Source organism: Streptomyces sp. NPDC034103 (genome assembly GCF_055575395.1).
The window spans coordinates 593523-606206 of the sequence record NZ_JBVISS010000003.1 but is presented as its reverse complement, the minus strand read 5'-3'; the positions used below and the strand labels follow the sequence as shown (position 1 = coordinate 606206).

16 protein-coding genes and 1 tRNA gene are annotated in these 12684 nt (G+C 70.5%); 14 read left to right on the top strand and 3 right to left on the bottom strand.

The features are described from left to right. Positions 1–56: 56 nt before the first annotated feature. Both ACZ56U_RS09010 and ACZ56U_RS09005 read left to right on the top strand, forming a co-directional pair. Positions 57–353: a type II toxin-antitoxin system VapB family antitoxin gene (locus tag ACZ56U_RS09010; protein ID WP_030420160.1), complete on the top strand. Its 297-nt coding sequence runs from the start codon at positions 57–59 to the stop codon at positions 351–353. A 99-nt stretch (positions 354–452) separates the two neighbouring features. Beyond that, positions 453–1100: a LytR C-terminal domain-containing protein gene (locus ACZ56U_RS09005; RefSeq protein ID WP_469083342.1), complete on the top strand. Its 648-nt coding sequence runs from the start codon at positions 453–455 to the stop codon at positions 1098–1100. Between the two features lie 83 nt (positions 1101–1183). Here the strand turns inward: ACZ56U_RS09005 and upp are convergent, their stop codons facing one another. Beyond that, positions 1184–1819: a uracil phosphoribosyltransferase gene (gene upp / locus ACZ56U_RS09000; protein WP_469083341.1), complete on the bottom strand. Its 636-nt coding sequence runs from the start codon at positions 1817–1819 to the stop codon at positions 1184–1186. 129 nt (positions 1820–1948) lie between these two features. Here upp and ACZ56U_RS08995 point away from each other — a divergent pair, with 129 nt between their 5' ends. The 8 genes from ACZ56U_RS08995 to ACZ56U_RS08960 all read left to right on the top strand — a co-directional run bounded on the left by ACZ56U_RS08995 (position 1949) and on the right by ACZ56U_RS08960 (position 6521). After that, complete coding sequence (locus ACZ56U_RS08995; RefSeq protein WP_469083340.1) at positions 1949–2152, top strand: hypothetical protein; 204 nt, start codon at positions 1949–1951, stop codon at positions 2150–2152. A 247-nt stretch (positions 2153–2399) separates the two neighbouring features. Continuing rightward, a complete protein-coding gene (locus ACZ56U_RS08990; RefSeq protein WP_469083414.1) occupies positions 2400–2939 on the top strand; it encodes a tRNA adenosine deaminase-associated protein in 540 nt (179 codons plus the stop codon). A 56-nt stretch (positions 2940–2995) separates the two neighbouring features. Continuing rightward, positions 2996–3421 carry a tRNA adenosine(34) deaminase TadA gene (gene tadA / locus ACZ56U_RS08985; protein WP_469083413.1) on the top strand — a complete coding sequence of 142 codons (426 nt, stop codon included), beginning with the start codon at positions 2996–2998 and terminating at the stop codon, positions 3419–3421. A 44-nt stretch (positions 3422–3465) separates the two neighbouring features. Continuing rightward, positions 3466–3550: transfer RNA gene (locus tag ACZ56U_RS08980), tRNA-Ser, on the top strand. A gap of 201 nt (positions 3551–3751) precedes the next feature. Continuing rightward, positions 3752–3931 (top strand): hypothetical protein, encoded by a 180-nt coding sequence (locus ACZ56U_RS08975; protein WP_391233593.1) that lies wholly within the window; start codon positions 3752–3754, stop codon positions 3929–3931. 8 nt (positions 3932–3939) lie between these two features. Continuing rightward, positions 3940–4233 carry a Dabb family protein gene (locus ACZ56U_RS08970; RefSeq protein ID WP_361517462.1) on the top strand — a complete coding sequence of 98 codons (294 nt, stop codon included), beginning with the start codon at positions 3940–3942 and terminating at the stop codon, positions 4231–4233. A gap of 175 nt (positions 4234–4408) precedes the next feature. Further along, a complete protein-coding gene (locus tag ACZ56U_RS08965; RefSeq protein ID WP_469083412.1) occupies positions 4409–5287 on the top strand; it encodes an RNA polymerase sigma factor SigF in 879 nt (292 codons plus the stop codon). 349 nt (positions 5288–5636) lie between these two features. Next, a complete protein-coding gene (locus ACZ56U_RS08960) occupies positions 5637–6521 on the top strand; it encodes an RNA polymerase sigma factor SigF (protein ID WP_469083339.1) in 885 nt (294 codons plus the stop codon). Positions 6522–6951: 430 nt separating this feature from the next. Here the strand turns inward: ACZ56U_RS08960 and ACZ56U_RS08955 are convergent, their stop codons facing one another. Continuing rightward, positions 6952–7149 (bottom strand): hypothetical protein, encoded by a 198-nt coding sequence (locus tag ACZ56U_RS08955; RefSeq protein ID WP_391233590.1) that lies wholly within the window; start codon positions 7147–7149, stop codon positions 6952–6954. A gap of 199 nt (positions 7150–7348) precedes the next feature. On the opposite strand from ACZ56U_RS08955, the gene ACZ56U_RS08950 reads away from it, so the two are divergent. From ACZ56U_RS08950 to ACZ56U_RS08935, 4 genes are all read left to right on the top strand, one after another. Beyond that, positions 7349–7831 (top strand): MarR family winged helix-turn-helix transcriptional regulator, encoded by a 483-nt coding sequence (locus ACZ56U_RS08950; protein ID WP_469083338.1) that lies wholly within the window; start codon positions 7349–7351, stop codon positions 7829–7831. 94 nt (positions 7832–7925) lie between these two features. Next, positions 7926–10358 carry an MFS transporter gene (locus ACZ56U_RS08945; protein ID WP_469083411.1) on the top strand — a complete coding sequence of 811 codons (2433 nt, stop codon included), beginning with the start codon at positions 7926–7928 and terminating at the stop codon, positions 10356–10358. Positions 10359–10492: 134 nt separating this feature from the next. Next, a complete protein-coding gene (locus ACZ56U_RS08940) occupies positions 10493–11317 on the top strand; it encodes a YceI family protein (protein ID WP_469083337.1) in 825 nt (274 codons plus the stop codon). 9 nt (positions 11318–11326) lie between these two features. Then, positions 11327–11800, top strand: a complete 474-nt coding sequence (locus ACZ56U_RS08935; protein WP_469083336.1) for a PPOX class F420-dependent oxidoreductase — start codon at positions 11327–11329, stop codon at positions 11798–11800. A gap of 118 nt (positions 11801–11918) precedes the next feature. On the opposite strand, the gene ACZ56U_RS08930 is transcribed toward ACZ56U_RS08935, so the two are convergent. Beyond that, positions 11919–12674 carry a TetR/AcrR family transcriptional regulator gene (locus ACZ56U_RS08930; protein ID WP_469083335.1) on the bottom strand — a complete coding sequence of 252 codons (756 nt, stop codon included), beginning with the start codon at positions 12672–12674 and terminating at the stop codon, positions 11919–11921. Between the last annotated feature and the right edge of the window lie 10 nt (positions 12675–12684).

The following is a 12684-nucleotide window of genomic DNA, read 5'->3' as shown; positions in this document are numbered from 1 at the left end:
ATCACACTCCGTCGCCATGGCTGCGCCCGGAAGGTCTTGACCGGTAGGCTTTCCGTGTGATCTTCAAGCGCATCGGAAACGGCCGGCCATACCCCGACCATGGCCGGGAAAGCACCCGGCAGTGGGCGGACGTCGCTCCGCGCCCGATCCGCCTCGATCAGCTGGTGACGACCAAGGGCCAGCTCGACCTGGAAACCCTGCTCGCCGAGGACTCCACGTTCTACGGCGACCTCTTCGCGCACGTCGTGAAGTGGCAGGGCGACCTGTATCTCGAGGACGGTCTCCACCGCGCGGTACGAGCGGCGCTCCAGCAGCGTCAGGTGCTCCACGCGCGTGTACTGGAGCTGGATTGAGTGGCGTCCCTGTGAAGGGTTGGCCCTTTCGGGTTCACCTGACCCGAATCCAATGATCATTTAGTAGGCATCATCGCCCGGGCGCACTACGCTGCGCCCATGAGCATGCTGACTCCCCCAGGCATGGGCGGCAAATACCGGATCACGGGGGACAAGTACCCACGCATGCGCCGCCCCCGGCGGCGCGGCCGGCTCGTCGTCGCGACCGTGGCCTCGGTCACCGCGCTCGGTCTGGTCGGCTGGGGCACCCTGCAGCTCATCGAGGTCTTCACCGGCAACAGTGACCAGGCCTCGGCGGCGGCCGGTACCAAGGCGGACTGCGGGACCAAGGCGTCCCCGTCGGCGTCGGCCACCGCCGGCACCGCGTATCCCGCGCCGGCGAAGATCACCGTCAACGTCTTCAACGCCACGCCGCGCGCGGGCCTCGCCAAGAAGACCGCCGACGAGCTGAAAAAGCGCGGCTTCAAGATCGGCGACGTGGGCAACGCGAGCGCCGAGTTCGACAAGAAGGTCAAGGGCACCGGGCTGCTGCTCGGACCCACCTCCGCCGTGAGCACCTCGCTGCCGGTCCTCGGCACCCAGCTGGCGGGCGCGCAGGCGCGTCCTGACGGCCGTAAGGGCAAAGACCTGGACCTGATCATCGGGACCGGGTTCAGGTCCCTCACGGCGAAGGCCACGGCGGACAAGGCGCTGGCCGCGCTGGGCAGGCCGCAGCCGTCACCGAGCCCCTCCGGGAAGAGCTGCTGAGGAAACCTCGAAGGGGCGCGGGGGCCGCGCGACCGGCCACTGCCGGCCCGCGGCCCCCGCACCCCTACGGCAGGACCGGGTCCTTACTCGGCGGCGCCATAGAGGCGGTCACCGGCGTCGCCCAGGCCCGGCACGATGTACCCGTGCTCGTTCAGGTGGTCGTCGACGGCCGCCGTCACGACCGTGACCGGCGTCCCCGCCAGCTCGCGCTCCATGAGCTCCACGCCCTCGGGCGCGGCGAGCAGCACCACGGCCGTCACGTCGTCCGCGCCCCGCCTGATCAGCTCGCGGATCGCCGCGACGAGCGTGCCGCCGGTGGCCAGCATCGGGTCGAGGACGTACACCTGGCGCGCGGAGAGGTCCTCCGGCATGCGCGTGGCGTACGTGGACGCCTCCAGCGTCTCCTCGTTGCGGATCATGCCCAGGAAGCCCACCTCGGCGGTCGGCAGCAGCCGGACCATGCCGTCGAGCATGCCGAGGCCGGCCCGCAGGATCGGCACCACCAGGGGGCGCGGGTAGGAGAGCTTGACACCGGTGGTCGTGGTGACCGGGGTCGTGATGTCGACCGCCTCGGTCCGCACGTCCCGGGTGGCCTCGTAGGCGAGCAGGGTGACCAGTTCGTCGGCCAGCCGGCGGAAGGTCGCGGAGTCGGTGCGCCGGTCGCGCAGCGTGGTGAGCTTGTGAGCGACCAGGGGGTGGTCGACGACGTGGAGACGCATGTCCACAACATTAACCGGGCCCACCGCCCCCGGCGTCCCGCGCGCCCGCAAACCCCCGGTCACCCGCCCGCTGGCATCAAACCGCTCGTCGGAGGGAAAGTGGGAAGGACGCAATGGGGTGGTGAACACATGCCGGACCAGGAGTCGCCCGGGACACGGGAGTCGTACGACAACGCGGCGCGAGGGGAGACCGACGCCGAACGCCGCAGGCGCCGCGCCCAGTTCCTGCGCGATCTCGCCGAGGCCCGGGAGCTGCGCGACCGTGTCCAGCCGCGCCGCGCCAAGACCGCCCGGCTGCGCCACGCGATGCGTATGCGCACCTTCCGCTGGTAGGCCGACCGCCCCGGGGCGCGACCCGCCCTCTTCCGGCGCCCGCGTAGGTCCCCGCCGCCCGAGCCGCGTACGATCCCGCTGGTGGACGATCAAAACGGGCGGACACAGGGTGCCGAAGACGTCCCCTGAACGCTCCGTTTCTGCCACGATTCCGAGTGGGCGGGGCTCGGAGCCAATGCCTCCCCGCCCACAGCCTCCGCCGGGGGGACCCCCAACCGGCACACCTATGACCAGTGGGAGAGTCACGGTGTACTTCGCCGCACTGCTCGCGCGCACCGAAGACGGGTGGGAAGCGAGCGACACAGAGCTCCTCGACAATGTGGAGACGCTGTCGGATCTGGCCGACCTCGCCCGGGAAGCCGCGGCCGAGGACGACACGGTGCTCGTACTGATCGAACAGGAAGACGTCTGGTTCGGCGTCGTCCGCATCGACGGTGAGGAAGACCCTCGTATCTACGTCTCGGACGCCGCCGCCGCTGCCCGCAGCAGTTACGGCGAGATCCTGCTCACCGACGAACTGCTCGGAAGGGAGCCCGAGGACGACGAACCCGACCTGGACGCCCTCGACCTCGACGGCACCGAGGACGGTGCGGACGAGGAGGAGGACGACGACGTCGCCGAGGGCGGCGGCTCCGCCGAGGCCGTGCCGCACGGTCCGGTCGGTGACTCCGGAGTCCTCGACGACCTGGGCGTCAGCGTGAAGGAGCTGAAGTCCCTGTCCGAGGACGCGCTCACCGCGATCGCCGAGGCCCTGGGCGCCTCGGAGGTGCTGGAGACCGTCCGCTGACCGGGAGGATCACCGAGGGGCCCCGGGACCCGGTGCGCGACCGCTGGCGGGCCGCGATGCGGCTCGCCCTGGACGAGGCCGGGCGGGCCGGTCCGGACGTCCCCGTGGGGGCCGTCGTACTGGCCGCGGACGGCACCACCGTGCTCGGGGCCGGGCACAACGAACGCGAGGCGGTCGGCGACCCGACCGCCCACGCGGAGGTCCTGGCGATCCGGCGGGCCGCCGCGAAGCTCGGCGAGTGGCGGCTGACCGGCTGCACGCTCGTCGTCACCCTGGAGCCCTGCACGATGTGCGCGGGCGCGCTGGTGCAGTCCCGTGTGGACCGCGTCGTCTACGGCGCCCGTGACGACAAGGCCGGCGCGGCCGGCTCCCTGTGGGACGTCGTGCGGGACCGGCGCCTCAACCACCGCCCCGAGGTGATCGGCGGCGTGCTGGCACCGGAGTGCTCGGCCCTGCTCACCGCGTTCTTCCGGGACCGCTGAATCCGATTTCAAACCACGCCCCGCCGTGCTGTAAGGTCTCCCTCGGTAGCGTGTCCGAGCGGCCGAAGGAGCTCGCCTCGAAAGCGAGTGTGGCGCAAGTCACCGAGGGTTCAAATCCCTCCGCTACCGCTTGAGAAGGGCCCCGTCGTCAGACGGGGCCCTTCGTGCGTCCGGGCGCGAGAAGACCGGCCGAGGCGCCTCCCCCGTCGAGGTGCGGGACCGGCAAAGGACCCGTAGCCGCAGGTCGTTGGTCCTTAAATACGACCTGAAGCTACACTCGCGGCCGACACAGAAGTCCCAGAGGACTCAACAGTCACGGGGGAGGCCGCGGTGGCGGTGAATTCCAGGAAGGCCGCTGTCTACATCATCGTGGTCTTCGTGCTGTACGTGATCATCACGGACCCGGAGAAGGCCGCGGACTACGTCCAGATAGGGTTCGAGGGCATATCGGACGCCGCCAAGGCCATCGGCGACTTCTTCACCTGGCTCGCCGACGGGGCGCAGAACTAGGAGCGCACATGATCCGCCACCTCGTCCTGTTCAAGCTCAACGAGGGCGTCGAGCGCGATGACCCGCGGGTCGTGGCGGGGGTCGAGGCCTTCCGCGCGCTCGACGGGAAGATCGAGGAGATCCGGTTCTGGGAGCTGGGCTGGAACCTCAGCGACCGCCCCATCGCCTACGACTTCGCCATCAACTCGGGGTTCGAGGACGCGGACGCACTGCGGCGGTACGTGGAGCACCCGGAGCACCAGGCGGGAGTGGCGCTCTGGAAGGAGTTCGCCACCTGGGTGATCGCGGACTACGCGTACTGAACCCCCTCCGCGCACGCCCCTCGCCGGAACGGCGGGGGGCGTTTTTGCGCCTTATGCCCCAACTCTTCCCTCAACACGGGGTTATGCGGTGCTTGCACACAGTGCACATGTCTTGTGATGCTATGACCGCTTTTGACGGATGAGTTGATCGCTGAAGACCGATGAAGAGGTGGCGTTGACCGTGTCGGCCAGTACTGCGCCGCCTCAGGAAGAGGCGCCCACCCAGCCCCCGGCACCCACCCAGGCGCCGCCGCCCGCCCAGGCCCCGCCGCCCGCCGCCCCCCAGCGCAGCCGGGGCGCGGACACCCGGGCCCTCACCCAGGTGCTCTTCGCCCAGCTCAAGCAGGTCCAGCCGGGCACACCGGAGCACAACCGGGTGCGTGCGGCACTCATCGAGGCGAACCTGCCGCTGGTGCGCTACGCCGCCGCCCGCTTCCGCTCGCGCAACGAGCCGATGGAGGACGTCGTCCAGGTCGGCACCATCGGGCTGATCAACGCGATCGACCGCTTCGACCCGGACCGGGGCGTGCAGTTCCCGACGTTCGCGATGCCGACCGTCATCGGCGAGATCAAGCGGTACTTCCGGGACAACGTACGCACCGTCCACGTCCCGCGCCGGCTGCACGAGCTGTGGGTGCAGGTCAGCAGCGCCACCGAGGACCTCACGACCGCCTTCGGGCGCACCCCGACCACGGCCGAGATCGCCGAGCGGCTGCGCATCGGCGAGGACGAGGTGCTGTCCTGCATCGAGGCCGGGCGGTCGTACCACGCGACCTCGCTGGAGGCGGCCCAGGAGGGCGACGGGATGCCCGGACTGCTGGACCGGCTCGGCTACGAGGACCCGGCCCTGGACGGCGTGGAGCACCGCGACCTCGTCCGGCATCTGCTGGTCCAACTGCCCGAGCGGGAACAGCGGATCCTGCTTCTCCGCTACTACAGCAATCTCACCCAGTCGCAGATCAGCGCGGAACTCGGCGTCTCCCAGATGCATGTCTCGCGGCTACTCGCGCGTAGCTTCCAGCGGCTGCGGTCGGCCAATCGGATCGACGCATAGTCAGGTGCGCGGTCGGGCACAAAGTCGGGTGCACAGCCGGGTGCATGAGGGGCGCACGGGAGCGCGTTCCGGAACACCGCAGTTCGCAAGCAGGATCGAGATGTAACCGGGAAGAGCGAATCGCTCACCTGCGACGTTCCCGACAGTTCTCAGCCGAAAAACCGTCAGACCCCCTTTATCCAGGGCGGATTCGCGTCTCGCATGTCGACATGTCACTACAGCGTGTTGCCGACATGTGACATTCTGCGGGAAGAGCGTTTGCCGGGGCTCGGGCTCCGGTATTCAGGTGAAGGCCGGCGTTCCTCCCCGGAGCGTTGCCGCGACCGTCCCGCGACCCAAAGGGGGTGGCATGTCCGCAGACCAGGGCAGCTCGAAGGTGCTCACGCTCATCAAGAGCGAGGCTGCGCCCACGCTCGACGACACCACGGCTGTCGAGCCCGTGGAGGTCCAGGCCCTCCCGGAGACCTCGGGAGCCATCGACACCCGCACCCTGTCCCGCTCCCTCTTCCTGCGGCTGGCCGCCCTCGACGAGAACAGCCCCGAGCGTGCATACGTCCGGGACACCCTCATCGAGCTCAACCTCCCGCTGGTGCGCTACGCGGCGGCCCGCTTCCGCTCGCGCAACGAGCCGATGGAGGACATCGTCCAGGTCGGCACCATCGGCCTGATCAAGGCGATCGACCGCTTCGACTGCGAACGGGGCGTCGAGTTCCCGACGTTCGCGATGCCGACGGTCGTGGGCGAGATCAAGCGGTTCTTCCGCGACACCTCGTGGTCGGTCCGGGTGCCCAGACGGCTCCAGGAACTGCGCCTGGCCCTGACCAAGGCCAGCGACGAGCTCTCCCAGAAGCTCGACCGCTCCCCGACGGTCACCGAACTCGCCGCCGTCCTGGGCGTGTCGGAGGAGGACGTCGTCGACGGCCTCGCGGTCGGCAACGCGTACACCGCCTCCTCGCTGGACTCCCCCGCCCCGGAGGACGACGGCGGCGAGGGCTCGCTGGCGGACCGCCTCGGTTACGAGGACACCGCTCTGGAGGGCGTGGAGTACCGCGAGTCCCTCAAGCCGCTGCTCGCCAAGCTGCCGCCGCGCGAACGGCGCATCATCATGCTGCGCTTCTTCGCCAACATGACCCAGTCCCAGATCGGCGAGGAGGTCGGCATCTCCCAGATGCACGTCTCCCGACTGCTCACCCGGACCCTGTCCCAGCTGCGCGAGGGCCTGATCTCGGACTGAAGCCCGCACCGCGGGTCCATAGGTGACAGGGCGTCAGCCGACAAGGCCCGATGCCGCGTACGACATGGACGTATGGCCGTCGAGGCGCCACGACCGGCGCGTCGGCGGCCGTCGTCCGTCTGGGCGCCCCGCACGGCAGGCGGCGCCAACTCCGGGGCCACGGACCCCGGTTCCGCGGCAGCCGCGCCCTCCTCCAGCCGTACGAACGCCCCCGGCTCCCCAGCCTGGGGCGAGCCGGTGCGGGCCGTCGCCGAGGATCGCTGGTGCGAGGAGGTGACCGTGGCGTCCCGGAACTCCGGTGGCCGTGCGGTCCGTTCGGGCACGGTGACCTTCGGGACCGCACATCATCGGGGCGCTCGGGGTCGACTGAGGGACCGGCGGGCGGAGGTCGTACTCCGGGCGCCGATCGGGGCCGGCGCCCGGAAGGGGCCTACTTGAGCGCGAGCCAGGCCACCGCCGCGACGATCGCCACGGCCACGACGACACCGACGATCAGGCCGATACGGGGACCGGAGGAGGAGGCGGCCGCCGGCTGACGGCCCTGCGGGGCCTCGTCGACGAACGCGCGGAACATCTGGGTGCTGCCGGCGGGGTCGTGGTTGCCCTGGGGGCCCTGGGTGTTAGCCATGCCCCGAGACACTAGCGAATCCGCCGCGGCGGCCCAAGCGGGGGTGGTCAGCCCGCCGCATCCGCTCCCACGTGCGCGTTTACGGTCGCAATACTTGCCTTTGCCAAGTTTTTATGCCGAGGGTGGTCCATTTTGTTTGCCTGTAGCAACCAATCACTCCTATGGTTGCCCTAAGCAACGAACACGGGAGATGGTGGGGATGGCCCGGCGCCAGGCGCAGTACGAGGAGCTGATCCGCCAGTTCAGCGCCTTCGGAGCCGTGAAGCGGGAGATGGGACGGATCCTGCCGTCCGACTGCCCGAGCGGTTCCGCCGCCGTGCTGACGCTGCTCGCCCGGCACGGGGACATGCGCATGAGCAGGCTCTCGGAGCTGCTCGCCGTCGACATGTCGGTGACCAGCCGGCACGCGGCGCATCTCGCCGAGCGCGGCTGGATCCGGCGCTCCCCCGACCCGGCGGACAAACGCGGCCGCATCCTGCACCTCACCCCCGCGGGCCTGGCCCAGCTCGAGGAACTCTCGCAGCGGACCTGTGAGCTGCTCGCCGAGCGGCTCAGCGACTGGAGCGACGACGAGGTGGACCAGCTGACCGGCCTGATGGCCCGGCTGCGGGCCAGCTTCGACGACTGCCGCACCGCCCCTCGCGTGTTCGAGGAGATCACCCGTACACCCGCAAGCACGTAAGAGAAGGAAGCCCATGGCAACGACCACACCAGCCGGTGTGCGGGCCACCCACGCCAAGCACGGGGGAGGCACCGCGCACTCCGGGCACGCCCCCATGACGCACCGCCAGATCATGGAGGCCCTCTCCGGGCTGCTGCTCGGGATGTTCGTGGCGATCCTGTCGTCCACGATCGTCTCGAACGCCCTCCCGGAGATCATCGGCGACCTCGGCGGCGGCCAGTCCGCCTACACCTGGGTCGTCACCGCGGCCCTGCTGTCGATGACGGCCTCCACCCCGCTGTGGGGCAAGCTCGCCGACCTCTACAGCAAGAAGGCGCTCGTCCAGATAGCGCTGGTCATCTACGTCCTCGGCTCCGCGGCCGCCGGCCTCTCCCAGAACGCCGGCACGCTGATCACCTTCCGGGTGGTCCAGGGCATCGGCGTCGGCGGTCTGTCCGCCCTGGCGCAGATCGTGATGGCGGCGATGATCTCCCCGCGTGAGCGCGGCCGTTACTCCGGCTACCTCGGCGCGACCTTCGCCGTCGCCACCGTCGGCGGCCCGCTGCTCGGCGGTGTCATCACCGACACCTCGTGGCTGGGCTGGCGCTGGTGCTTCTACGTCGGTGTGCCCTTCGCGATCATCGCGCTGATCGTGCTGCAGAAGACCCTGCACCTGCCGGTCGTGAAGCGGGACGTCAAGGTCGACTGGGCCGGCGCGTTCTTCGTCGCGGCGGCGGTCTCGCTGCTGCTGATCTGGGTGACCTTCGCCGGTGACAAGTACGACTGGGTCTCCTGGCAGACCTGCGCCATGGTCGGCGGCTCGATCGCGCTCGCGCTGATCTTCGTCCTCGTGGAGTCGAAGGCCGCCGAACCGCTCATCCCGCTGCGGCTGTTCCGCAACCGGACCATCACGCTGTCGTCGATCGCGTCGATGTTCGTCGGTACGGCGATGTTCTCCGGCACGGTGTTCTTCGCCCAGTACTTCCAGCTGGCCCGCGACGAGTCCCCGACCATGTCGGGTGTGCTGACCATCCCGATGATCGGCGGCCTGTTCGTCTCCTCCACCGTCTCGGGGCAGTTCATCACCCGCACCGGGCGCTGGAAGGCCTGGCTGGTCAGCGGTGGCGTGCTCATCACGGCGGGCCTCGGTCTGCTGGGCACCATCCGCTACGACACGGAGTACTGGAAGACCGCCATCTTCATGGCCCTGCTGGGTCTCGGCATCGGCATGATGATGCAGAACCTGGTGCTGTGCACCCAGAACCAGGTCGAGCCCAAGGACCTCGGCTCGGCGTCCTCCACGGTCACCTTCTTCCGGTCCCTCGGCGGTGCGATGGGCGTCTCGGTGCTCGGTGCCGTGATGGCCAACAAGATCACCGACTACGCCACCGACGGCATCGCCGCCCTCGGCCCCAAGTACGCCTCCCTCGCCTCCGGTTCGAGCTCCTCCGCCGAGATCCCGGACATGGACAAGCTGCCCGCGCCGCTGCGCACGGTCATGGAGAGCGCGTACGGCCACGGCATCGCGGACGTCTTCCTGATCGCGGCGGCCTTGGCGGCGGTCGCCTTCCTGGTCACGCTGTTCATCAAGGAGGTCCCGCTGCGGACCAGGGGCGCGATGGCGCAGGAGACCGCGCCCGCCGAGGAGGCGGCGGCCGAGACTCCGGCCCCCTCCGAGGAGCGCGTCCCCAGCTGGGCGACGACCGCCGAGACACAACCGGCTCCCGACGGCACCCAGCAGCACTCCGCCGTGGCCACCCTGGAGACGCCCCCCGTCTCCTTTGGCGGCGGCATCCCGGTCCGCGGGTTCGTCCGCGGCGCCGAGAGCGCGCCGGTCCCGCAGGCCGCGGTGACGCTGATCTCCCTCGCGGGACGGCAGCTCGGCCGGTCGGTGACACAGGCGGACGGTTCGTACACCGTGGACGCGCCGAGTGTCGGGTCCTACGTCCTGATCGCCTCGGCGGACGGCTTCCAGCCGCAGGCCTCGACCGTGGTCGTGAACGGCGAGCCGGTCGCGTACGACATCCTGCTCAGCGGCACGAGCGGGCTGAGCGGGGTCGTGCGGGCCGTGGACGGGGCGCTGCCCGTCAAGGACGCCATGGTCATCGTGACCGACGTGCGCGGCGACCTGCTGGCCACCGGGACCACCGGTGAGCAGGGCGAGTTCGGCTTCGCCGAGCTGGTGCCGGGTGCCGTGACCGTCGCGGTGAACGCCGCCGGGTACCGGCCGCGGGCGCTGCCCGTCGAGGTCGGCGGCACGGGCGTCACCCGGATCGAGGTCGAGCTGGAGTCCGGGGCCCAGGTGCTGGGTGTCGTACGGGCTCCGCACGGGCCGCTGGCCGACGCGCGGGTCACCCTCGTCGACGCGGCCGGGAACGTCGTGGGGACCGCGACGACCGGGTCGGACGGGGCGTACGCCTTCACCGACCTGGACGCCGGCGACTACACGGTCATCGCCACGGGTTACCCGCCGGTGGCGACGGCCCTGACGGTGGACGGTCGCGGAACCGACGGCCACGACATCGAACTCGCCCACCCCGGCGAGTAGGTCGCCGGGAGGCCCTACGGGGCCGCAGGCAAGGCCCGACCCTGAAAACCCCGGCCCGTGGCGGGTGGGCGTGCGCTCTGAGCGGAGGTGCGCGCCCCGCCACGGGCCGGTCGCATTCCTGAGGAGTACGTGAAATGGGACTGACCGCGAAGATCCGTACCCGGGACGGATGGGCCGTGTCGCACGCGGTCGTCACGGTGACCGACATGACGGGCGCGCAGGTACTGCGCGTCGAGGCCGACACCGAGGGCACGGTACGGGATGTGAACCCGCTGCCGCCCGGGGCGTACACGGTGATCGTCACCGCTGTCGGATACGCGCCGGCCGCCTCCAGCGCCCTCGTCACCGCGAGCGGCCGCGCCGACGTCGGCACGGTGACGCTGGGCCGGCAGGGCGGGACCGAGCTGCCGCCGCCCGGGCCGTGGACCGTGGACCCGGCGCACTCGACCGTGGGGGCGGTGGCCCAGCATCTGGGGATCTCCAGCGTGCGCGGGCGGTTCACGGACTTCGCCGCGGCCATCGAGGTCGCGCCCGGCGACATCGGCGGGTCCCGGGTGGAGGCGGTGATCCGGGCCGACTCCATCGACACCGGGAACGCCATGCGGGACGGGCACCTGAAGTCGGCGGACTTCCTGGACGTGGAGCGGTTCCCCGAGATCACCTACCGGTCCTCGGGGCTGACGGCCGCCGGTGCGGACCGCTGGACCGTGCACGGGGAACTCGCCCTGCACGGCGTCGTACGGCCCGTCGACCTCGACCTCACCTACCTCGGCACCGGCGCCGACCCGTGGGGCGGCACCCGGGCGGCGTTCCGGGCCACCACCCAGCTGCGGCGCGAGGACTTCGCCATGAACTACAACCAGGTCGTGCAGGCGGGCATCGCCGCCATCGGTACGACGCTGAAAGTGGAGCTGGACATCCAGGCGGTGCAAGGGGATTCGCTGCCTGCGCAGTCCTAGGCTGAGGGCATGGCACCGAACATCGCGACGAACACAGCCGTCTCCCTGGACGAGTTGCTCGACTTCGTCCGCCCCCGGCACCGGGCCCTGCTGCTGACCCGGCGGACCGACGGCGGCCCGCAGGCCTCCCCGCTGACCTGCGGGGTCGACGACTCCGGGCGGCTCGTCATGTCGACCTACCCGGAGCGGGCGAAGACGCGCAACGCCAAGCGGGACGAGCGGGTGAGTGTCGTCGTCCTGAGCGACGACTGGAACGGGCCGTGGGTGCAGATCGACGGCCACGCCGAGGTCATCGACTCGCCCGACTCCGTCGAGCCGCTGGTGGAGTACTTCCGGAACATCTCCGGGGAGCACCCGGACTGGGACGAGTACCGGGAGGCGATGGTGAAGCAGGGCAAGTCGATCATCCGGGTCACGCCGGTGAGGTGGGGGCCGGTCGCCACCGGTGGTTTCCCGGCGCGGCTGGCTTCGCCGGGCGCGTGACAGCTCGGGGGGTGCGTGACAGCACGGGGGGTGCGTGACAGCTCGGGGGGTGCGGTGAGTGTGCGGCTGCGGGTCCGATGTGGCTGGTCGCGCAGTTCCCCGCGCCCCTGAGGTCGGTTCAGTCACCCTCTCTTTTCACCATCGCCTCGATCCCGGCCACCAAGAGGTCCAGGGCGAAGTCGAAGTCCCGTTCCCACATCTCCTCGACCGTGTCGCCGCCGCGGGCCGTCATGATGTCCTCGGACTGCCTGACGACCTCGGCGGCCCCCGGGTCCTGGGTCACCGTGCTCATGGCGTGCCGGAAGTACTCGTCCGGGGTCATGCCCACGTCCGTGGAGCGGGCGATGAAGTGGCCCTCGATCGTGCCGAAGCCGTACACGAACTGGAAGACGGCGGAGATGGCGGCGGCCAGGCCGTGGGCGGGCAGACCGGTGCGGCGGATGACGTACTGGATGCCCTGGGCGAACTCCAGGTAGTGCGGGCCGATGTTGAGGAAGGTCCCGATCAGCGGGGAGACCCAGGGATGGCGCACCAGCATGCCGCGGTAGCCGCGGGCCAGCGTGCGCAGCTGGTCCCGCCAGTCCTCGTCGGCCTCCGGGTCGGGCAGCGTGAGTTCACCGCAGACGGAGTCGAGGGCGAGTTCGAGGAGTTCGTCCTTGGTGTCGACGTACCAGTACACGGACATCGCGGTGACGTTCAGCTCGGCCGCCAGGCGCCGCATGGAGAACTTGGGCAGGCCCTCGGCGTCCAGCAGCCGGACGGCCGCGGCGGTGATCCGGTCCCGGTCCAGTCCGGACGGCTGACCTCCCCGCCGCGACTTGCCGCTCTCCAGCCACACGCTGGTGCGCGCCGTCCGCCGGCCCGGTTTCACCATGGCCCACCTT